The sequence below is a fragment of the Cysteiniphilum halobium genome (genome assembly GCF_003574425.1).
Classification (GTDB): domain Bacteria; phylum Pseudomonadota; class Gammaproteobacteria; order Francisellales; family Francisellaceae; genus Caedibacter; species Caedibacter halobius.
On record NZ_QLIU01000035.1, the window covers coordinates 20,966 to 41,788 of the forward strand.

The window sequence follows — 20,823 nt, forward strand, 5'->3', positions numbered from 1 at the left end:
ATTTTATGATAATGCATAATAACAAAATAAAGGTTGGTATTTTAGGTGGTGCCGGTTATACCGCTGGTGAGCTTTTGCGTTTACTTATTTATCATCCACAGGTTGATATTCAATTTATACATAGTACCTCAAAGGCAGGCCAGTTAATTGCTAAAACACACCATGATTTCTATCTGATCGATAATAAACGCGTATTTGATAAAGAGATAAATTATAATGTCGATGTCGTGTTCTTATGTGTGGGTCATGGGCAAGCTAAGGAGGCACTTAAACAGCATCAATTCAAAGCAGAGACCAAGGTTATTGACTTAAGCCAGGATCATCGAGATACGAAAGAAAATCCCGATTTTATTTATGGTTTGGCAGATATTAAGCAAAGCGCGATTGCCTCAGCATCTCATATTGCTAATCCAGGTTGTTTTGCTACGGCGATTATTCTGGCATTAATGCCTTTTCGTAAGTGCCTTGAGGGAGATGTTCATATCAATGCCATTACCGGATCAACAGGTGCCGGTGTGATGCCTAGTGCAACTTCGCATTTTAGTTGGCGTGCCAACAATATGTCTGTGTATAAAGCATTTTCGCATCAGCATTTGGCTGAAATTAAACAAGCACTTAGATTATCACCAAGCAATCAACTACTATTTGTACCAATGCGTGGCAATTTTAGTCGTGGTATTTTTGCCTCGATTTATTTTAAGTCAGATCTCACTGAAGCCGATGCGCAAGAGCTATTACAAGCATTCTACGATCAAAATGCTTTTGTCAAAGTTTTGGATCATGAACCAGATTTAAAAATGGTCGTTAATACCAACGCTTGTCTATTATCCGTGAAAAAACATGGTGAATATCTGCATGTTGTCAGTGTCATTGACAATTTGATTAAAGGGGCTTCAGGGCAAGCTGTGCAGAATATGAATCTTATGTTTGGCTTACCTTGTGAGTTAGGTTTGTCGCTTAAAGCCAGTGTTTTTTAAGGTGATTTTATGAATTTATATAATGGCTTCGACTAACGCTCAGCCAGCAGAGAATTCATAAGATAAGAGAAACACAAGTACTAGGAGTAAAATAAGCATGCAGCAGTATTTGAGTATTAAAGATATTGATAATATCCAAGAGGCGATTCAATCATGTATTGAGATTAAGCAAAACCCTTATGCTAATGGTGAGCTAGGAGCGCACAAAACCTTAGGGATTATTTTTTTAAACCCAAGTTTACGTACCAAAATCTCAACAATTAAAGCGGCTCAAAATATTGGTTTGAATGTATTACCAATTGATGTAAACAATGGCTGGGCATTGGAGTTCAACGAAGGTGTGGTGATGAATACCGATAAACCTGAGCATATTAAAGAAGCAGCGCAAGTGATTGCGCGTTATTGTGATATTGTTGCAATTCGCTCATTTGCCAAGCTCATCGATAAAGAAGCGGATTATCAAGAACAAATCTTTAATGCATTTAAAAAGTATACTAACTGTCCAATAGTGAATTTAGAATCAGCCTTGCGTCATCCTTTGCAGAGTCTGGCTGATATTCTGACGATTGAAGAGCATAAAACATCTGTTTACCTTAAAAGACCAAAAGTTGTTTTAAGCTGGGCACCACATGTTAATCCTTTGCCGCATGCAGTGGCAAACTCGTTTGCTGAAAGTATGCAACTCATGGATTATACGTTTGTGGTAACACACCCTGAAGGCTATGAGTTAGATCGGCAATTTATCGGTGATGCCAAGGTGATCTACGATCAGGATGAAGCATTTAAAGATGCCGATTTTATCTATGTCAAAAATTGGTCAAGTACCAAAGCATATGGCAAGGTGATCAATACTGATGCCAAATGGATGATTACTCAAAAAAAGCTTAAAAATGCCCCTAATGCCAAGGTTATGCACTGCTTACCTGTCAGACGCAACTTAGTGATTGCCGATGATGTATTGGATTCTAAGCGCTCCATTGTCATTGCACAGGCTGAGAATCGGTTATACGCCGCGCAATATATACTATCTAAACTTGTGAACACGTTGAAACAACAAAAGTTAAAAGCACCATTATTAAGTGAGAAAGTCTATGCTGATGAAGTTGAATAAAACTCTTAATATCATCAAATTAGGCGGGCGCGTAATCGATGATGAAAGCAAGCTTAATGCATTATTATACGCTATTTCACAGCAAAATGATCCATGCGTTATCGTGCATGGCGGTGGCGATCAGGTTAGCAAGTTAGCAGAGTCTCTTGGTATTGAATCTACCTTTATTAATGGACGACGAGTGACGGATCGCGCATCGTTAGAGGTAGTGACAATGGTATTAGCAGGACTAATCAATAAACAGATAGTTGCTAAACTGCAAGCCAATGGTGTTAACGCATGGGGTTTAAGTGGTGTTGATGCTAATTTGCTGTTAAGTAACAAGCGCGGAACTCAGATGCATGATTTTGGTTTTGTTGGCGATATTAAATCAATTCATAGTGATGTGTTAGTAAATCTTATGGATAATGGTTTGTTGCCAGTTGTTGCTCCGATTACACATGATGGCAGGGGGCAGCTTTTAAACACCAATGCTGATACGGTGGCATATGAAATTGCGAAAGCATTAGCACATCAATATCAGGTCAATTTATATTATTGTATGGATTTGGCAGGGGTTTATGAGGATATTGCTAACCCACATTCATTGATTGAAACACTAGACTTGAGTGTTTATAAACGCTTAAAGGTAGAAGGTAAGGTTCAACAAGGTATGTTGGTTAAGCTTAAGAATTGCTTTGATGCATTAGCCTCTGATGTTTATCAAGTCGTGATTAGTAATGCTGATCATATTGCGCGTACTTTGCAAAAAGAGAAATGTAAAGTCACGACAATTACCTTAGCAGAGGAGGTTCACTAGATGATAAATGATATCAGTTTACATCCAGGTATGTTGTCAGAAGATATAGCATATAAACAAACGGAAGCTTTGGCGTTACTTCAGTGTTTAATTGCAATTCCATCGATTTCAACAGATGAAGCACAAAGTGCGGCATTTATTCAACAATGGTTATTTGAGCGTGGGATTTCCAGCACATTGGTTGGTAATAATGTATGTGCTAAGAATAAATATTTTGATGATAATAAACCATCCATTTTACTGATCTCACATCACGATACCGTGCCACCGAGCAAAAGCTATACGCGTGATCCTTATTGTGCTGAAATGATTGACGGCAAATTATATGGCTTGGGATCCAATGATGCCGGTGGCGCATTGGTTAGTATGATAACCACTTTTAGTTACTTTTATGAAAAGGAGAATTTACCTTTTAATTTGTTATTATGCGCGGCTGCCGAAGAAGAGACCTCAGGGAAGAATGGCGCCGAGTTGGCGCTGACATTTTTTGATACTATTGACTTTGCGATCGTTGGTGAGCCAACGAGTATGGAGCTTGCTATTAGTGAAAAGGGCTTGATGGTGTGTGATTGTGTGGCATATGGTACAACAGGACATGCCGCACGCAATGAGGGGGATAATGCAATATTAAAAGCCGTTAAAGATATCAACTGGATCAATAGCTATCAATTTCCACAAACTTCAGAGACATTGGGTGAGGTGAAAATGAGTGTAACGATGATTGATGCCGGAGTGAAACACAATGTTGTTCCTGAGAAGTGTCATTTTGTTGTTGATGTCAGAACGACGGATGCTTATAGCAATGAAGATGTGCTGCATATTATGCGCAAACATATGTTCTCCGATGTAACACCTAGATCGCTGCGCATCAAGTCCAGTAAAACGCCGCTTAAGCATCCGTTAATGCAAGCATTATTAGCAAAAGGTATTAATAGTTATGGCTCACCAACAACTTCAGATCAGGCAATTGTAAATTGTCCCAGTGTTAAGTTTTCACCTGGTGATTCTAAACGTTCACACAGTGCCGATGAGTTTATTTATGTTGATCAAATCAACGAAGGTGTTCTATTTTTTATCACGTTTTTTAATGAATTAAAGGATAAGCCATGGCAGAAGTAATCAGTAAAGAAACTCAAGAAAAGCATAAAAAGCAAGATCTACAAGGAAATCAGAAAAAACAAAAACTTTGGGGTGGGCGCTTTACAGAAGATAACAATCCTTTGTTTGTGCGTTTTAATGCATCACTTAGTTTTGATTATCGACTGTTACCGTATGATATCAAAGCGACAAAAGCATTTACCGATGCACTATGTGATATAAATGTTTTATCTAAAAAAGAGCTAAATGATTTGCATCAGGCGTTAACACAGATTAAGCAAGATGTGGATGACAACCCGCACCTTATGCAACAGGCAATTGAGAATGGTGTGGAGGATATTCATACCTTTGTTGAGCAGTCTTTGGTGGAAAGAGTAGGTGATCTTGCGTATAAAGCCAATACTGGAAGGTCGCGCAATGAGCAGGTCTCTTGTGCCACAAGATTATGGGTACTTGATCATATTGCGCATTTATGTGATTTGATTCAAGACTTACAAGTGGCTTTTGTCACCCAAGCCAAAGCAAATGTTGACGTATTTGTCATGGGCTATACTCATTTACAACAAGCACAACCGATAACGTGGGGGCACTATTTCTTATCTTTTTATGAAATGCTGAAACGTGATGATGCGAGGCTTTTAGATATTAAAAAGCGTGTCAATGCTTCACCACTAGGTATGGGGGCGATTGCTGGCAATGCTTGGCATTTGGATCGCCAGAAAATGGCAGATGCTTTAGGCTTTGGTGAGATTGCCCAAAATAGCCTGGATGCGGTAAGTGATCGCGATTATATTATTGAACTGTTGGCAGCAATTAGTCTTATTGGGACGCATTTAAGTCGCTTTGCAGAAGATATGATTACCTACTCAACAACCGAGTTTGATTTGGTTGAAATGAGTGATTTGGTGACTACAGGATCATCGCTCATGCCACAGAAGAAAAACCCAGATGCAATGGAATTAGTTCGGGGCAAAGCTGGGCGTTTAAATGGTTATTTAGTTGCATTATTAACAACGGTTAAAGCCTTACCATCGGGGTATAACAAAGATCTGCAAGAGGATAAAGAAGCACTCTTTGCTGCAGTTGATACTGTGAGTGACTTATTGAAAGTAACAACGATAACGGTTGAAAGCTTAGTGGTAAATAAAGATAAAAGCTATCAAGGGAGCTTTTGTGTGGCGACGGAACTTGCCGATTACCTCACTAAAAAGGGTATTGCTTTTAGAAAAGCACATCATATTGTCGGAGAAATTACCGCATATGCCTTGAGTGAAAATAAGTCATTAACTGATTTAACACTTTCTGAATTTCAGCGTTTTTCAGTGATGATTGATAACGATGTCTATCAAGTATTAAGTATTGAAGCAGCAGTGAATAGCAAAACCGCAATGGGTGGTACGGCAGTTGCCAATGTTGCCAAGGCGATTTCTGTGATTGAGAAAGTAGTGCAACTCTAGAGCTTTATTTTTTGGCTAAGACTAAATGCTCACCCACAAGTGCTCACCGTACCCTGAGCGTAAGTAGAAGCGATGCACTGAGCATTAGTCGAAGTGGGTAAGCTTGGGAAAATCATACTTCATAAAGGCTTCGACTTACGCTCAGCCAACGCTTACACAATCAAAGTGGGCAGGAATATGGTCATAGCCATTTTTTTCTTATGCATCATCATAAATTTAACTAGCTTCACAAAGGGCTTTTTGCTATGCTTTGCCAACATTAACAGCGTTTAATGTATTATCTTTTATGTCAACTCGTATTGAAAATCAACATACTAAGTTTGTCTTTGTTACCGGTGGTGTAGTGTCATCTTTGGGTAAAGGGATTACAGCTGCCTCTTTGGCAACTTTATTAGAATGTCGTGGTTTAAATGTCACCTTAATGAAGCTTGATCCTTATATTAATATCGATCCTGGCACGATGAGTCCATTGCAACACGGTGAGGTGTTTGTCACTGAAGATGGTGCCGAAACTGATTTAGATTTGGGGCATTACGAGCGCTTTATTCGTACTAAAATGACTAAGCGTAATAACTTCACGACAGGGCGCGTTTATCAAGATGTGATAAAGAAAGAGCGTCGTGGTGATTATCTTGGTGGCACGATTCAGGTTATTCCACATATTACTGATGAGATTAAGCTTAAAATCCTACAAGGCGTTGATGATCAGGTCGATGTTGCTATCATTGAAGTCGGTGGTACAGTTGGTGATATTGAGTCATTGCCTTTTCTTGAGGCAATTCGCCAATTAGCACAAGAGTTGGGTAAATTGCGTAGTTTGTTTTTGCATTTGACGTTATTGCCATATATAAAAGCCGCAGGCGAGCTAAAAACTAAGCCAACACAACACTCGGTCAAAGAGTTGCGTTCTATTGGTATCCAACCTGATATCTTGGTCTGTCGCTGTGAGGCGAGCTTTAGCGATGATGAGAAGCGTAAAATTGCCTTGTTTACTAATGTTGCCGAATCAGCCGTTTTTAGTGCGGAAGACGTGTCAAGTATTTATGAGATTCCACGCAAATATCACGACCAAGGTTTAGATATTTGTGTTGTGAGTCAACTTGGACTGCATGTGCGCTCGGCAGACTTATCTGAATGGGATAAGGTAGTCTATGAGATTAACAATCCACAAAAAGAAATCACCATTGCCATGGTCGGTAAATATGTCAGTTTAACAGAAGCCTATAAATCATTAAATGAAGCATTGTTTCATGCAGGAATTCACAATCATGCCAAGGTCAATATTAAATTTATTGACTCGGAAGATATTGAAAAAGATGATGTTAAAAAAGTCATCGGTAAAGTTGATGGTATTTTAGTGCCTGGTGGTTTTGGGTCACGTGGTGTTGAGGGTAAGATCAAAGCAGTACAATATGCGCGTGAGCATAAAATCCCATTCTTAGGTATTTGTTTAGGCATGCAGGTTGCGGTGATTGAATATGCACGCAATGTATTGGGGTTAAAGGATGCCAATAGTACTGAATTTGATCCAAAAGCCAAAGATATTGTGATTGGCTTGATCACTGAGTGGCAAACAGCAACAGGGGATAAAGAAAAACGCTCATCACAATCTGATATGGGTGGCACGATGCGCTTAGGCGCACAATTATGTCATCTGAAAAAAGATAGTTTAGCATATAAGGTGTATGCCGCAGATAGTATTAAAGAGCGGCATCGCCATCGTTATGAGGTTAATAATAATTATGTCGAAGCGTTGGAAAATGCAGGACTTGTTATCAGTGGTAAATCGCAAGATCAAAAGCTTGTTGAGATAGTTGAGATTCCAACGCATCCATGGTTTATCGCTTGTCAGTTTCACCCAGAGTTTACATCAACTCCGCGTGATGGACATCGATTATTTGAAGGCTTTGTGAAGGCGTGTTTGTAGTTATGTTCTTATCTTGAATAATCTCATATATATGGGATGAATCAATATAATGATAATAAGACCAATGAATATCCCAAGCGCTCTATATAAGCCTTCTTGCATTGATATTTCGGTATTGAGGTGGGGAAAGCTGATAATAGCTAAAACAACAGCAGCCTGGAGTCCAGCATAACCAAACTTGGGATGCTGTAAGCTGTAATACATAAAAGCCGTTGCAATGGCAAAAAATAGAATAAACATTGCAGTGATGCTGAATGTTGAAATGAGCAAAACAATAGCGCCAGCAACAATCCCACAGAGACATCCCCATAAGCGATTTTGCCCTTTATTCATAATACTTTCGTGTTGAATCTCGCTAATAATAACAATTGTTACAATCATATTGAGCGCACCGCCAGGAATATCAAAAAAATACCAAGCACAAAGTGCTAAGATTGAAGAGATCAGCATGATTGCACTGTAATGTATAGCACTGATATGGTCTTTTACTTTTGGTGAATGAATGCTTTGAGGTGGCATAAGAAAATGAAATAAGCAGCAAAAGATAAAAACAACAAGTGTTATACCTAGTATGTTATCTAAAATTCGCCCAACCATAAGTGAAAAGGCACTGTTGGGGTCAAAAAGAAAAACTGAGCCGAACATAAAAACGTGAATGGTAAAGAAAAGCAGAAGATAGTTCTCTGGTAATCGCCGCGATAAATAAAACCCACTAAAGCTGATAAAAAAAACCATAACCAAACCCAGTAATGGGAGGCTTGAAAATATCATTGCAATGCCTAGCGCAGTTATGCAGCCAGTAATTGTAGCAACTAGCCTTCTGGGTGATTTATATAGAATAATCGATCGATTGGATGCCGTTAATGCAAATACAGTAGTCATCGCCCAAAAAGGCGGATTTATATGTAAATATAAAGCGATCAATACTGCAATAATTGCGGTAAGAGCGCTGATCATGGAGACAGCAAAATTAAACTTTGAGTGCGTGGGGATGAAAAAGGATTGAATAGTTGTTTTAAAACCAGACATGTGCATCAGCACCTAGTTTGAAATGGTTATTATATTTACTAGCATCAAGTTTTATAATGACTGGAAAGCGTTGATCAAATTTGATCCAGTCAATATTAGCATTTGTTTTAGTAAATGCGCTAAATTGATTATATTCAGGACGGTTAATGCCGACTTCTTTAAACATTACAGTACCTGATAGTATACTTTCACCTGTCACACTGGTTGTTATTTTTACCTTATCTCCCACTTTAACATTTGAGAGATTAGACTCTTTTACATTTGCAATAACAAACCATTCATTGGGGTTGACAATAGAGAAAAGAGGTAGTCCTTGGTTGATATAGTCGCCAGTTTGTAAATGGAAATTTGTTACAATGCCCGTTGTCTTTGCAATGATGGTACATTGATTAATATGATACTCAATTGTATTTTTTGTCGTTTCCAGGTTTTGAATGTCAGATTTTAATAAATTAATAGTGGTTGTCAAATTAGCAATTGCTTGCTGTGCTTTAATTGTATCAAGCTTTTGCGATAAGAAGGCTTGATATTGAGTGTTGAAATTATCCTGAGAGATGTCGTTACCCGCTTTAAGTCGTTGATAACTTTTAAGACGCTGCTGTTGAACACTAAGTTTTTCTTTTTGGGTATTACTTAATGTGATTGCGAGTGATTTTTCAGCCGTTAAATCAATAATTTGTGTTTGTTTTTGCAGGATGTTGGCTTTAATCGTTGATAGCTTTAACAGATAGGGCTGGCAGTTAATGGTAAATAGTTTATCACCTGCTTTAATACGATCGCCGTCATGGATAAAGGTTTGCGTCACTTCACCACTTTCATTACTGCTAACTTTTGAGAAGTGGGCATATAGATAGGCGTCACGTGCAAAATCACGATCAAAAACAATATAAATAACTATAAATATAACAATGCTAACGATTGACAGAAAAAACCACAGAATGTTGCGGGGCGATTTTTGCATGTGCGCTTTAACTTCATATTGAGGTTGCTATTTATGAATTATCATATACCCATCACAAAGCATTTTACAGTATTTCTGTGATTGACTTTAACAATAGTTGTTACAGATGGAGGATTAGGTAGTATTACATTTCCTATTGAGGTGCAACATATACACGCGCCAATCCCTGAACATGTCGATGAGATGTCATCTTTGAATAACGCCTAATATGACATTATGGATGTGTTGCTATAGAAGTAGGTCAATGCTAAGTGTTACATTGGTCGTTTTCAGTGGATTATAGTTAGGACCAAATGCTATGTTTTTTTGTAATGGATTGATTGGTTCAGCAGAGGTTATATTTGTGTTCACTGCCGCACCTTGAATTACATAAATTGTATTACGTATATCATGTACGCCCAATTTTATGTATAGGGAATCGTGCTTATTCAGTAAGTAAAAATTTACATTATTCGCATTGTCATAAGACTGTGGTGCATATGCATAAGAAGTATGGGTAGTTGATATGTTATAAAAATGTTCTGGATAGTAAATCGGTGATGGTAATAGCCCTTTTGCTGAAATATTTTGCGCACTTATAACTAATAAAGTAATTGCTATAACTTGAAGCAAGCTAAGAGTTAGGTTGAAAGATTTGTTTTTCATTGTTTTTTTATTATTTCTCATGGGGTTAACTCACATCTAGAGACAAGGTAGTTGCTTTTCGAAGTTGATACTTCTGCTGCAACTCATCACTCAAAAGCATCAAAAACTTCTTCGCCATTAAACAGCGCAAAATGATTTATATAATTTGCAAGCGACATATAAATTCTGATATTGTATGTTTATTAATTCTAAACATTATATTATTTTATCACGGCTGTGGTTGTTGAAAAATATCGAACATTAATTGAAAAATATTCGTTTCAATGGGAAGACGTGTTTTATTGGGTGTGTAGAATTTTTAATGATAAATTTAGGTTTATAGTATTGAAAACAAGCATTAAAAGTTTGATTATAGCCAATGTCAATGATCATTATCTATTTTCATAAGCATGTGTAGTGATCGAAGTCAAATATTTATTTAAGGAGTCATACGATGAAAATGTTAACGATGATTAGCGCACTGCTAGTTCTGAGCTTTAGTGGTCTTTACGCAAGGGATAACGATTACTATGCAAATCACCATCAATTTCAACAAAGCACACACCACCATGGCGAAAAAAATACAAAAGATAATACAAAATGTAAACAATAAGTCTTTCATTACCAACTTTAGTTAACCCCCGTGGTGTTTTTTTCTTCTCATACAAGCAATATAAATAAGTAAAATGTAGTTGACATGGCAAAAGAGCTATGGTGGATAGGTCAATGAATCAAGGAAAATACTTATGAAAATTTTATGTCTTTTATAACCAGATCCTAAAATGGAAATTCCTGATAGTTATTTGCGTCAGGATCTTTCTATGATCAATGATTACCCTGGTTCCGCTTTTTAAAAAGTAAAAAGTGGAAACTCTCGTTGAAAATTAGTTTCTTTAAAATAGGGAAAAACTATTGCAATATTGTGAGTAAGCAAGAGCTGGAGTCTTTTTGCGAGTATTGTTAGGGGGAGTGCTTTATTGTGCTGTTTGGCTTTTTATGTCTGGCGAGCAAGATAGATGCTACGAATAAACTAACAAATAAATATAAATGAAATTTGCTTGTAATGTAGTAGTAATAGTTAACGAGAGGGGGAGTAATGAAAAAAGTCCAAAAAACACTATCTGGAATTATCTTGTCGTCATTTGTATTGGCATCTGCAAGTTATGCTGCCGAATCAAATCAAGGCGAGATTTCTAATCTGCAGTCACAAATCAAATCATTGCAAGCACAGATTGAGCAAATTGCGCAAACGCAGAAATCTGCTCAAAAAAAGGCTGAATCTCAGGATAAATCGTCTAAATCTGTTACAGGCTTTGATGCTGGCAAATACTTTTTCTGGGATGATAATCTAACAACACCATTTGGTGCTGGTTCGTCTTCTAAAACGCCAATTACCTATCTAAAAGATCGTGCAGAAATGCCAGATTACACACTAGCGATAGGGGGTAAGATGGAATGGGATGCTGTACAGTGGTGGGGAAGTAAGCTTACTGTTATAGGCGATTATCCACCAAATGGCCATACAAACGGTTATCAATCAGGTCGTGGTTTATATTTAACAGAGGGAGATATTTATTTAACTGGAAACTTGAGTCATTATGTGCAAACAAATATGACTATTACAGGTGAGAGTTATTCCGCTCCAATTATAAATGAAGCCTTTGTTACGTTTGGTAATTTAAAAGATTATCCGGTGTATTTAACTGTGGGTAAAAACCGATTGACCTTTGGTTCTTTTGCAAATGGTGCGCCATGGGCTGCTGGATTGACTCAAGGATATTTCAGACCAAATCATAATGTGGTTTCTGCAAATCTAGGCTACTATAAAGATGGTCTGAATTTAAATGCTGCCTATTTTCAGGCGAATAAGCAAACTGGCGACTTTATGTTAAGTGGTTTCTATGATGGACATTATAATAAGTTTGTTTATGGTGGTACGGTTGGATATATGTACAATTGGTTAAGTGCACTTCCTGCATCAAGTAATATCAATAAACCAGTTTATAATCCAGATGGTACGCCAGGGCAAGTGGTAAATGATAATAGAAATGGTGTTGTCAACGTTGAAGGATACTTTGGCTATGATGTTTATACCTTAAATGCTGGTGCAACTACTACAACAAATAAAGAAGATTATAGTAATAACTCATTACTTGGTGCGTGGTATCTACAAGCAACGGCTTCACCAGATATCCTTGGTGAGTCAACACAGTTCTCATTTGGCTATCAACAGGCATATAATACGCAAAATATTCCTTACTCAATAGCTGGTGATGTAGCAAAATCACCATCTTTATTTGGTGTGCAAAGCGAGTATCTTGCATATATTACGCGTCCTGTGTTATCTAAAAATAATTTAGTGAGTCTTGAGTATGCGTATATGAGTACTTATGATCATAAACATACGAATGAATTAACACTAGATATTACAACTTTCTTCTAGAGAGGTTAAATATACCTAAGTTTCCCATAAGTGATGCGTTTTATACCTTTCCTGTTTTCATAGTATCATTTATGGGATTTTTTTCTGATTTACGAGCGGTATAAATAATGTGAGCTCGATATCTCACCACGCAATTATCTGCAATACCATCATCTAAAAGTATCAAAGTTTTCCTCAACATTAAACACTACAAAACGATGAACGATGTGTATATCTATTGATAAAATATCATCATACAAAAGTGCCAAGAAAATAACGGAAATTGTACGAAAGCATTTGTGGATTAGCTATAGCCATGCATAAAGATGGATATTAAACTTTATTGGAACGATGGTTTCCAAATACTCTCCCCATACAGGCCTCAAAATTATATATACTCGACACTTGTTAAAAAAACAGTCTATGCACAAAAATAAAGCCTATGTGCCGAAGCTAAAAATAAGGTAGTTAGCATGTCAAAAAGGAATAATATTATTGCCGCTATTGTTATAGCTGCTATTTTCTTGGTTATCATTCTTGTTGTGATCTTTAGTTCATTAATGGGGTCAAAACCACCAGCTGAAAACCCAGAAAAAAACGCTATGGTAGTTGATTTTTTCACAACTAAAAATGCGCAATGGACACCGGTAATTGATGCCGTCGGTAAGACTGAAGCTGCACAACAGGTTGATATTACATCCAATGTCTCAGGTGTTATCAAGAGCATATCCTTTCACTCAGGGAAGACTGTTGCTAGTGGCCAAGAATTGTTTACGATAGAAGATAAAGATTTACAAGGTAAATTTGAGTCTGCTAAAGGAGAGTTGATGCTCGCAAAAACAAATTATCAACGATATAAAGAACTATACAAACAAAATGCAGTATCAACGGCACAGCTACAAACGATGCAAGCCAACTATGAAAGTGCTAAAGGCAACTATGACAGTCTAAAAGCATCACTTGCATATCATCAGGTTACTGCACCTTTCTCAGGGTTAATTGGTATTCGTAAAATCAATGTGGGAGAGTACTTTAAATCAGGTGATGTGGCTGTCTCCTTAACTAAACTTTCCCCGATGTATGTTGACTTTCCTATTCCACAAAAAAACATATCAGAAGTTAAAATAGGGCAAAAAATTTCCTTTACGGTTGATGCTTATCCTGAGTTAGCGTTTTCAGGTGCAGTTACAGCGTATGATTCAAAATTATCAGTGGATAGTGGTTCGGTAGAAGTCAGAGCGACATTCCCCAATGAAAATGAGAAAGCTACGCTCTTACCGAATATGATTGCGAATATCAAACTGGAGCTGCCTGCTATTTCAAATGCTATTGCTATTCCAAATACTGCTATTAACTATTCAATGTATGGAGAATCAGTTTACGTGCTTAATAAAACAGCTACACAAAATGTCTATATCGCTAAAGAAGAAGATATTACCCCTCTTTATTTTGGTAAAGGTAAAACCGTTGTTAGTGGCTTAAAACCTAATGAGAAGATTATTAACAACGGACTTAACAGAGTGACGGATGGTCAGTATGTAAAAATAGTAAATAAAGCTTCTTAAGCGAGGGAATTATTGTGCGTTTTATAGATATCTTTATTAAAAACCCTGTTTTAGCTTTTGTCATTAGTGCATTGATCTTAGTTGCTGGTATTGGTAGCGCTTTTATGATGCAAGTCAGTGAGTATCCACAAATAAATGATGCCCTTATTACAATTACAACATCCTATCCAGGCGCAAATCCCAAGATCATTCAAGGGTTTATAACATCTCCTTTAGAGCATTCTGTTGCAGGAGCAGATGGTATTGACTATATGTCGTCACGCAGCACACTTGGGTCAAGTGATATTGAGGTTAAAACAAGCATTGATGCAAACCCAAATATTGTATTAAGTCAGGTTGTGCAGAAAGTTAATGCCGTATTAAGTCAGCTGCCAAAAGGAACAGAATCTCCATCAATTAATATGACTACAGGGGATACTTTCCCTTCTTTTGTATTTGTTATTACCGCAAAAGACAAAACAGCAACCGTTCCAATGATGACAGCATATGCACAAAATGAGCTAACGCCAGAGCTTGAAGCATTAGGTGGTGTTGCCCAGGTAAGATTAGTCGGATCAAGTAGTTATGCCATGAGGATCTGGCTGAATTATAAAAAAATGGCTGCCTTTAATGTTACTCCATCTGATGTTGCAAATGCGCTTAAAGCTAATAGTACCATTGCTGCAGGTGGTGAGATAAAAGGTCCTTATTATGATGTAACCGTTATTCCAACCACTAATTTAAGCACAGTTGATCAATATAATGATTTAGCAATTAAAAATGTTAATGGTCGTATTGTTAGAATTAAAGACATTGGAAAGGCGGAATTAGGCAGACAAGATTATACAACCAATACGCTTTACAATGGCCAAGTAGCTATTTTTTCAAGTCTGTTATTAACACCAAGTGCAAATATTTTGGATGTTGAGCGTAAAATAAAGCAACAGCTTCCTATTATTAGGAGCTCACTGCCTAAAAATATGAATATCAACCTAGTATATACAGGTGCAAGTTACGTACATGCATCCATTCGTGAGGTGTTAAAATCACTCATTGAAGCAGTGATTATTGTTATTTTAGTGATCTTTTTATTTACAGGGTCAATTAGGTCAACCATTATTCCTATTGTATCGATTCCTTTGGCAATTATTGGATCATTCTCGCTAATGGCATTGATGGGATTCTCCTTTAATTTGTTAAGCTTTCTGGCCATTATTTTAGCAATTGGATTAGTTGCTGATGATGGCATTGTTGTGCTTGAAAATATTCATAGGCATATCGAAGAGGGGTTACCTCCCTTTAAGGCATCAATTAAAGGTGCCAGAGAGATAGCATCACCACTGATTCTTATGGCAAGCACCATTGTCGTTGTATTTATTCCCATTGGATTAGTAGGTGGCTTAACAGGGCAATTATTTATTGAGTTTGCTTATACTCTGATCGATATTGTGATTATTTCAGTCATTGTTGCTTATACTTTCTCTCCGATGTTGTGTTCTAAAATTATTACGCAAGCAAGTATACATAAACCAATGGTAATATACGTTGATAAAGTATTTTCTAAAGTAAAAAATGGCTATCTTGCCGTATTAAAAAGAGTAGTTAATATTCGTATTGCGATGCTTTTAATTGTTGTTGCTGTGTTTGGATGTGTTTTGTATATGTTTGTGCATATCCCATCTGATTTGGCGCCAACAGAGGATCAGGGTATTATTGGTATCAAAGGGATAGCGCCTTCTGCAAGTAATATTCATTATCTTGAATCAGAGGATAAATCAGTTAATAAATTACTGTCTTCCTATCCAGAGAGTGTACATGGTAGATGGATTGGTCATGGTTTCCCTGTCAAGTTATTATTATTTTCTGGTGTGTTTTTAAAGCCTTGGGATGAGCGTAAGCAAACACAGATGGAATTACAGCCTAAATTGCAAAAAGCGTTGAATCAATTCCCTGGGTTTCAGTTTGTTACCTTTACTTTACCACCATTACCAGGTAGTGACTTTGGACCACCTATTGAATATGTGATTCAAACATCAAAAGATTATGATTCGTTAAATACAGTTGCTGGTAAAGTGGTTGCTGCCATGATGGCAAGTAAAAAGTTCCTCTTTGCTAAGAGTGACCTTCTATTTGATAATGATCAAGTATCCGTTAATATTGACCGTAATAAAGCTGCAGAGCTTGGGATATCGATGAGTGATCTTGCCAATGATTTAAGTTATTCATACTCTGGTGGATATGTTAATTACTTTGATCTTTTTGGTTATGGTTATCAAGTGATCCCTGAGATGCTAGATAGTATGAAACTTAGCATTGATCAGTTAAAGCAATTACAATTGAAAACGAAGTCAGGGGCAATGGTTCCACTATCATCAATAGCTACTTTTGAAGTTCAGCCATCCATTTATATGAGAAATAGATTTCAAGGGTTAAATTCAGCAACTATTTTTGCCGTACCTGCGGAAGGTATTACGCAAGGGGATGCAATTAACTATTTGCAAAACTTATCTAAAACGATATTACCAAAAGGTTATATGCATACTTATGTTGGTTCATCGCGCTCAGTTGTCCAAAACTCAAACCAAATGCTTTATGCTTTTCTCTTTGCAATTATTATTATATATCTTGTGTTAGCTGCGCAGTTTGAGAGCTTTAGGGATCCTTTTGTTATTCTTATTACTGTGCCTATGTCAATATTTGGGGCGTTGTTACCACTTTATATTGGCAAGAGCTATCATGCGGGATTTGCCTCACTCAATATTTATTCACAAGTTGGTCTGATTACCTTGATAGGCTTGATTAGTAAGCATGGGATATTATTGGTTGAGTTTGCTAATAAAGAACAATTAAAAGGTAAAAACAAAATTGTCGCAATATTATCGTCTGCAGAGTTAAGGGTTCGCCCGATTCTCATGACAACAGCTGCTATGGTTGTGGGTGTTTTACCATTGGTGTTTGCCTCTGGTGCTGGTGCTGTTGGTAGACAATCTATGGGTATGATTATTTGTTTTGGTATGTTAATAGGAACTATTTTTACCCTGTTTATTGTTCCTATAATGTATATTTTTCTTGCGCAGAATAAGCAAAAGCTATTCTTGAAAAAACAGCGACAAGCACTTGAGATCAAATCGCTAGAACAAGATAATTAGCAACTTCTGTTTATCTAGTAGCTATAAACAAGAATTGTAGTCTTTGCCTGTATGTCAAGAGGTATTCAGCTATAAGAAGTCATCTATTTTTGGCTATGCAAACTGTGCTGTGCCTTGTTTTGGGTGTTGACTTTTTCTCAATCAAGGTTTTGTTTTTTTCGTTTTCCGGATAGGTATATGGAAAGATAAAATGTTAAATGGTAGTCACTATTTGGGATGAAACGCAGATTGCATATAGAACCATTTACTGGGGTGAAATTTATGAAAAAATTAAAATTATTAATAGTAACTCTCCAAGCTTTTTTGCTTCTGGGCTGTGGTGGGGGTTCAGGTCAATCTAGTAGTGGGGGGGGATCTTCAACAGTTTATAAGGTGACATATTCTGATGGGCTCAATGTTTCTGAGTCTGCAAGTGAGGAATTTAGTATTCTTGTTGCTGCAGCAAATGCTGAGAGCTCTTTGACTTCTGTTTCTAGTAGTAAAGCGGTAACCTATTCAATTGATATTGTACCTAATGCAAATATCGTAGTTACGAATAATTGCCAAAATATTGCTCTTGGGACGTCTTGCGAATTAATGACATCATTAACAAAACAAGCAGCAGATGTTGAGAAACTTAAATTTGTGGTTAAATTATCAAATGGTGTTAGTAAGTCTGAAAGTGCTAGTCTTAAAAAACATCGATTGAAGATCAACCTTAACTCGCAAGAGGTTTTGCCTGTTAATGTGATTAACACTGTATCAATTACTAATACCAGTAACGTAACGGCATACTTTGATAAGAATGTACATTTTACTGATGCAGAAAACAAAGAAATTACCAGCGTCTCGACTACAGATAGTACGTGTTCTAACTCTCTGAAGCCTGGAGATACTTGCAGCCTTAAGATCGCGGGCAAAAAGAATGGTGTGACGGGGCAATTAAAATTGGATTTGCATAGGGACTCACTTGCTGACATAAGTTTTTCAGATGTTGTAGTGAAAGCTATCAAAACAGAAGATGTTCCAGCAAATACTCTTAAGGGATCAACTTATCCATTTGAATATACCTTTACTAATACCAATGCAAGACGACCTGCGACAAAAGTAAGCTTTACTGATTCCGATTCAGTTAGTGTGGATTACTTTTATTTAGATCCTGACAGTAGTTGTGATTATGTCGAGTGGTCGCACTTCTTTCCAGCAAATAGTAGCTGTACTTGGAAAGGGAACTTTAAGCCAATATCATCCGATGGTCGTAGATCAATGACGATCACGTTACATTATGCTGAGGGCGGTGATGTAGCTTTAACGAGCTCTTCACAAGTAACTGATGTTGTTGTCACTGGCATCAAAACCCGAGATATTCCAGCAAATACAGTTAAAAGAGTAAGCTATCCATTTACCTACACTTTTCGTAATACTAGTACAACATCACCTGCGACAGGAATAAGCTTTACGAATTCCTTATCTTCATCAGCAGACTTTACGATAGATACTACTCAGAGTACCTGTAATAATGTCAAGTCAATTCCAGCAAATGGTAGCTGTACCTGGACAGGTGAGTTTATGCCATTATCCGGTGGTAGTAAGTCGATGATGATTACGTTACATTATGCTCAAGGTAGTGATGTGACTTTAACGAGTACCTCACAAGTCCCTGCTGTTGCTGTCACAGGTGCTAAAACCCAAGATATTCCAGAGAAGGCTATCAAGGGGCAAAGTTACTCATTTGTATACACCTTTACTAATATTGATCGAGCATTATCTGCGACAGGAGTAAGCTTTACGAATTCCTTACCTGCAGATTTTACAATAGATACTGCAGATAGTACCTGTAACGGTGTCACGTCAATTGCAGCACAGCATAACTGTACTTGGACAGGGACGTTTACCCCAGAAAGCAATGGGAATAAGAGGGTAAGTTTGACGTTACATTATAATCAAGGCAGTGATGTCACTATATCCAGTGCTTCGTTAGCATTACTAGCTACTACACCAATTAATACAGGACCAGGTGCCGCTGAGGATAGTTGGTCCTGGCCAGCGACAAGATTTGAGCCAGCCAAAAAGAAAGACAAGTCTGCTGCATGTAATGATGCTGAGTATGATAAATTGACGGGGTTAATGTGGGCTAAAGATGGTAGTGCTGCTGGTAAAAAAAAGGTGAATGATGCCTTGACTTATGCTAATAATTTAACCTTATGTGGATATAATGACTGGCGCTTGCCAACAGTTAACGAGTTGCTCTCTCTGATAAATTATGCAGATACAACCTCTCCTGCACATTGGTTAAATGCAAATGGTTTTAGTGATATTAAAAGTGATTGTTATTGGACCAGTAATGTTGGTGCTCTTACACGCAGTAGCTGGTGGTATGTTGGCTTGTCTCTTGGTGATATACTTGCTGCGCAGACTGATGTTGTATGTTACATGTTGCCTGTTCGTGAGTCTACTTAATTAAAAGAATTAATCGTGGGCATATTAGCGCATATAAATGTACATATTAACTTTTATGTCGTGCTATTGACTTTGTCATTATACAAAATAACGGCTTGCCAGACACATTAAAGAAAGAGTTTCTTTCATTCATATTAAAACACCAAACCTTTAGACTAACTTTTTAGGAGGAAAAATGAGAAAAATAAATAAAACACTGTTATTGTTTAGCCTGCTATCTAGTTTTTGTGCCTGGAATGATGGATTTGCGAGTACAGGTGTAATTATTCAAAACACAAACCCTACGGATACAGGACCAGGTCAGTGGCCAACACCAAGATTTATATCTGCTAAGAAGACAGATAATTCTACATGCAATGATGCTGAGTATGATAAATTGACGGGATTAATGTGGGCTAAAGACGGTAGTGCTTCTGGTTCTATCGCCTGGAGTGATGCAGTAAGTTACGCTAAAAAATTAAGCTTATGTGGATATAATGACTGGCGCTTGCCAACAGTTAACGAATTACGCTCTCTAGTAAATTATGCAGATACAACTTCTCCTGCACATTGGTTAAATGCAAATGGTTTTAGTGGTATTCAAAGCGACTTTTATTTTAGCGCTACGATTTTCTCACCCAACGCCAAGGACGTGTGGGTCCTTAGTATGGCTGGTGGTTGGATAGGTCCCATCGATTCGGCGCTTGGCTATGTTTTGCCTGTTCGCGGGCCTAATTGATTGTTTTTTAGTATAAAAATTCAAATTAATTAGTTTTTTATATAAATATTAGTTAGATTGTGGTTTCCCCTCTTGTGAGCTATAAACGCGGATTATTACCCTAATAATTTTTTATCATTATATATTTAGGCTCATTTAGCATAGACTTATAACGTGAGATGTATACCCATCACAAACCATTTTACAGAACTTTTTGCTTTGCATTTTGCGTGTGATGAGTCTAGATCTGGTGTGTAATAAAATAATGCTAAGGTGGGAATCTATGAAATTTTTAAGATATCGTGTTCAAGGTCAAACTAAACCAGCAATCTTTCATAAAGGAATGATTTATGATATCAGTCATATCATTGATGATATTGATATTGATACCATAGGTAAGATTGGAAGCTTATCACAAATGACATTGGAAGAAGTTACAAAACTGCCCGTGTTGTCAGAGAAAGTAGATGAGCGCAGCGTTCTGGCTTGTATCAAAAACCCCACACTACAGGACACTAACTAATTTTTCCATTTGAATTTTTGTTAACTTTAGCTCAAATACAAGCTTAATTGATGCCATAATTTTACC

Annotated in this window: 16 protein-coding genes; 13 read left to right on the top strand and 3 right to left on the bottom strand. The window is 37.2% G+C overall.

The genetic code is table 11. From position 1 onward, the window contains the following. Positions 1-5 precede the first annotated feature (5 nt). From argC to DNK85_RS07665, 6 genes are all read left to right on the top strand, one after another. Entirely contained in the window at positions 6-977 is a 972-nt protein-coding gene (argC, locus tag DNK85_RS07640) for an N-acetyl-gamma-glutamyl-phosphate reductase (protein WP_235842409.1), read from the top strand. 97 nt (positions 978-1,074) lie between these two features. Further along, a complete protein-coding gene (locus tag DNK85_RS07645; RefSeq protein ID WP_119328991.1) occupies positions 1,075-2,088 on the top strand; it encodes a Rossmann-fold NAD(P)-binding domain-containing protein in 1,014 nt (337 codons plus the stop codon). Then, positions 2,075-2,887, top strand: coding sequence for an acetylglutamate kinase (argB, locus tag DNK85_RS07650; RefSeq protein WP_162896597.1), 813 nt, complete (start codon positions 2,075-2,077; stop codon positions 2,885-2,887). The genes DNK85_RS07645 and argB overlap by 14 nt, the downstream gene beginning before the upstream one ends. Further along, complete coding sequence (locus DNK85_RS07655) at positions 2,888-4,006, top strand: M20/M25/M40 family metallo-hydrolase (RefSeq protein ID WP_235842410.1); 1,119 nt, start codon at positions 2,888-2,890, stop codon at positions 4,004-4,006. Beyond that, positions 3,994-5,442, top strand: coding sequence for an argininosuccinate lyase (argH, locus tag DNK85_RS07660; protein ID WP_119328993.1), 1,449 nt, complete (start codon positions 3,994-3,996; stop codon positions 5,440-5,442). The genes DNK85_RS07655 and argH overlap by 13 nt, the downstream gene beginning before the upstream one ends. A gap of 286 nt (positions 5,443-5,728) precedes the next feature. Beyond that, entirely contained in the window at positions 5,729-7,369 is a 1,641-nt protein-coding gene (locus DNK85_RS07665) for a CTP synthase (protein WP_119328994.1), read from the top strand. On the opposite strand, the gene DNK85_RS07670 is transcribed toward DNK85_RS07665, so the two are convergent. The 3 genes from DNK85_RS07670 to DNK85_RS07680 form a co-directional block, all read right to left on the bottom strand. Then, the gene (locus DNK85_RS07670) at positions 7,370-8,398 is read right to left on the bottom strand and encodes an FUSC family protein (protein WP_162896598.1); all 1,029 of its coding nucleotides are present in this window, start codon (positions 8,396-8,398) and stop codon (positions 7,370-7,372) included. Further along, the gene (locus tag DNK85_RS07675; RefSeq protein WP_119328996.1) at positions 8,385-9,359 is read right to left on the bottom strand and encodes an HlyD family secretion protein; all 975 of its coding nucleotides are present in this window, start codon (positions 9,357-9,359) and stop codon (positions 8,385-8,387) included. Before DNK85_RS07675 ends, DNK85_RS07670 begins: the two co-directional genes overlap by 14 nt. A gap of 228 nt (positions 9,360-9,587) precedes the next feature. Further along, positions 9,588-10,025: a hypothetical protein gene (locus tag DNK85_RS07680; RefSeq protein WP_119328997.1), complete on the bottom strand. Its 438-nt coding sequence runs from the start codon at positions 10,023-10,025 to the stop codon at positions 9,588-9,590. A 412-nt stretch (positions 10,026-10,437) separates the two neighbouring features. On the opposite strand from DNK85_RS07680, the gene DNK85_RS11545 reads away from it, so the two are divergent. The 7 genes from DNK85_RS11545 to DNK85_RS07710 all read left to right on the top strand — a co-directional run bounded on the left by DNK85_RS11545 (position 10,438) and on the right by DNK85_RS07710 (position 20,757). Next, positions 10,438-10,596 carry a hypothetical protein gene (locus tag DNK85_RS11545; protein WP_162896599.1) on the top strand — a complete coding sequence of 53 codons (159 nt, stop codon included), beginning with the start codon at positions 10,438-10,440 and terminating at the stop codon, positions 10,594-10,596. Positions 10,597-11,079: 483 nt separating this feature from the next. Beyond that, positions 11,080-12,426, top strand: a complete 1,347-nt coding sequence (locus DNK85_RS07685; RefSeq protein ID WP_119328998.1) for a DUF3573 domain-containing protein — start codon at positions 11,080-11,082, stop codon at positions 12,424-12,426. Positions 12,427-12,878: 452 nt separating this feature from the next. Then, a complete protein-coding gene (locus tag DNK85_RS07690; RefSeq protein WP_119328999.1) occupies positions 12,879-13,970 on the top strand; it encodes an efflux RND transporter periplasmic adaptor subunit in 1,092 nt (363 codons plus the stop codon). 14 nt (positions 13,971-13,984) lie between these two features. Next, positions 13,985-17,098, top strand: a complete 3,114-nt coding sequence (locus DNK85_RS07695; protein WP_162896600.1) for an efflux RND transporter permease subunit — start codon at positions 13,985-13,987, stop codon at positions 17,096-17,098. A gap of 261 nt (positions 17,099-17,359) precedes the next feature. Next, complete coding sequence (locus DNK85_RS07700; protein ID WP_162896601.1) at positions 17,360-19,537, top strand: Lcl C-terminal domain-containing protein; 2,178 nt, start codon at positions 17,360-17,362, stop codon at positions 19,535-19,537. Between the two features lie 175 nt (positions 19,538-19,712). After that, positions 19,713-20,255: an Lcl C-terminal domain-containing protein gene (locus DNK85_RS07705; RefSeq protein WP_119329002.1), complete on the top strand. Its 543-nt coding sequence runs from the start codon at positions 19,713-19,715 to the stop codon at positions 20,253-20,255. A 262-nt stretch (positions 20,256-20,517) separates the two neighbouring features. Continuing rightward, positions 20,518-20,757 (top strand): hypothetical protein, encoded by a 240-nt coding sequence (locus DNK85_RS07710; RefSeq protein ID WP_119329003.1) that lies wholly within the window; start codon positions 20,518-20,520, stop codon positions 20,755-20,757. Positions 20,758-20,823: the final 66 nt, after the last annotated feature.

Coding starts and splice junctions, on each gene's coding strand:
- DNK85_RS07645 (WP_119328991.1), top strand. CDS start 1,075: ATGCAGCAGTATTTGAGTATTAAAGATATTGATAATATCCAAGAGGCG.
- DNK85_RS07685 (WP_119328998.1), top strand. CDS start 11,080: ATGAAAAAAGTCCAAAAAACACTATCTGGAATTATCTTGTCGTCATTT.
- argH (WP_119328993.1), top strand. CDS start 3,994: ATGGCAGAAGTAATCAGTAAAGAAACTCAAGAAAAGCATAAAAAGCAA.
- DNK85_RS07700 (WP_162896601.1), top strand. CDS start 17,360: ATGAAAAAATTAAAATTATTAATAGTAACTCTCCAAGCTTTTTTGCTT.
- DNK85_RS07665 (WP_119328994.1), top strand. CDS start 5,729: ATGTCAACTCGTATTGAAAATCAACATACTAAGTTTGTCTTTGTTACC.
- DNK85_RS07655 (WP_235842410.1), top strand. CDS start 2,888: ATGATAAATGATATCAGTTTACATCCAGGTATGTTGTCAGAAGATATA.
- DNK85_RS07710 (WP_119329003.1), top strand. CDS start 20,518: ATGAAATTTTTAAGATATCGTGTTCAAGGTCAAACTAAACCAGCAATC.
- DNK85_RS07680 (WP_119328997.1), bottom strand. CDS start 10,025: ATGAGAAATAATAAAAAAACAATGAAAAACAAATCTTTCAACCTAACT.
- DNK85_RS07670 (WP_162896598.1), bottom strand. CDS start 8,398: ATGTCTGGTTTTAAAACAACTATTCAATCCTTTTTCATCCCCACGCAC.
- argC (WP_235842409.1), top strand. CDS start 6: ATGATAATGCATAATAACAAAATAAAGGTTGGTATTTTAGGTGGTGCC.
- DNK85_RS11545 (WP_162896599.1), top strand. CDS start 10,438: ATGAAAATGTTAACGATGATTAGCGCACTGCTAGTTCTGAGCTTTAGT.
- DNK85_RS07690 (WP_119328999.1), top strand. CDS start 12,879: ATGTCAAAAAGGAATAATATTATTGCCGCTATTGTTATAGCTGCTATT.
- DNK85_RS07675 (WP_119328996.1), bottom strand. CDS start 9,359: ATGCAAAAATCGCCCCGCAACATTCTGTGGTTTTTTCTGTCAATCGTT.
- argB (WP_162896597.1), top strand. CDS start 2,075: ATGAAGTTGAATAAAACTCTTAATATCATCAAATTAGGCGGGCGCGTA.
- DNK85_RS07705 (WP_119329002.1), top strand. CDS start 19,713: ATGAGAAAAATAAATAAAACACTGTTATTGTTTAGCCTGCTATCTAGT.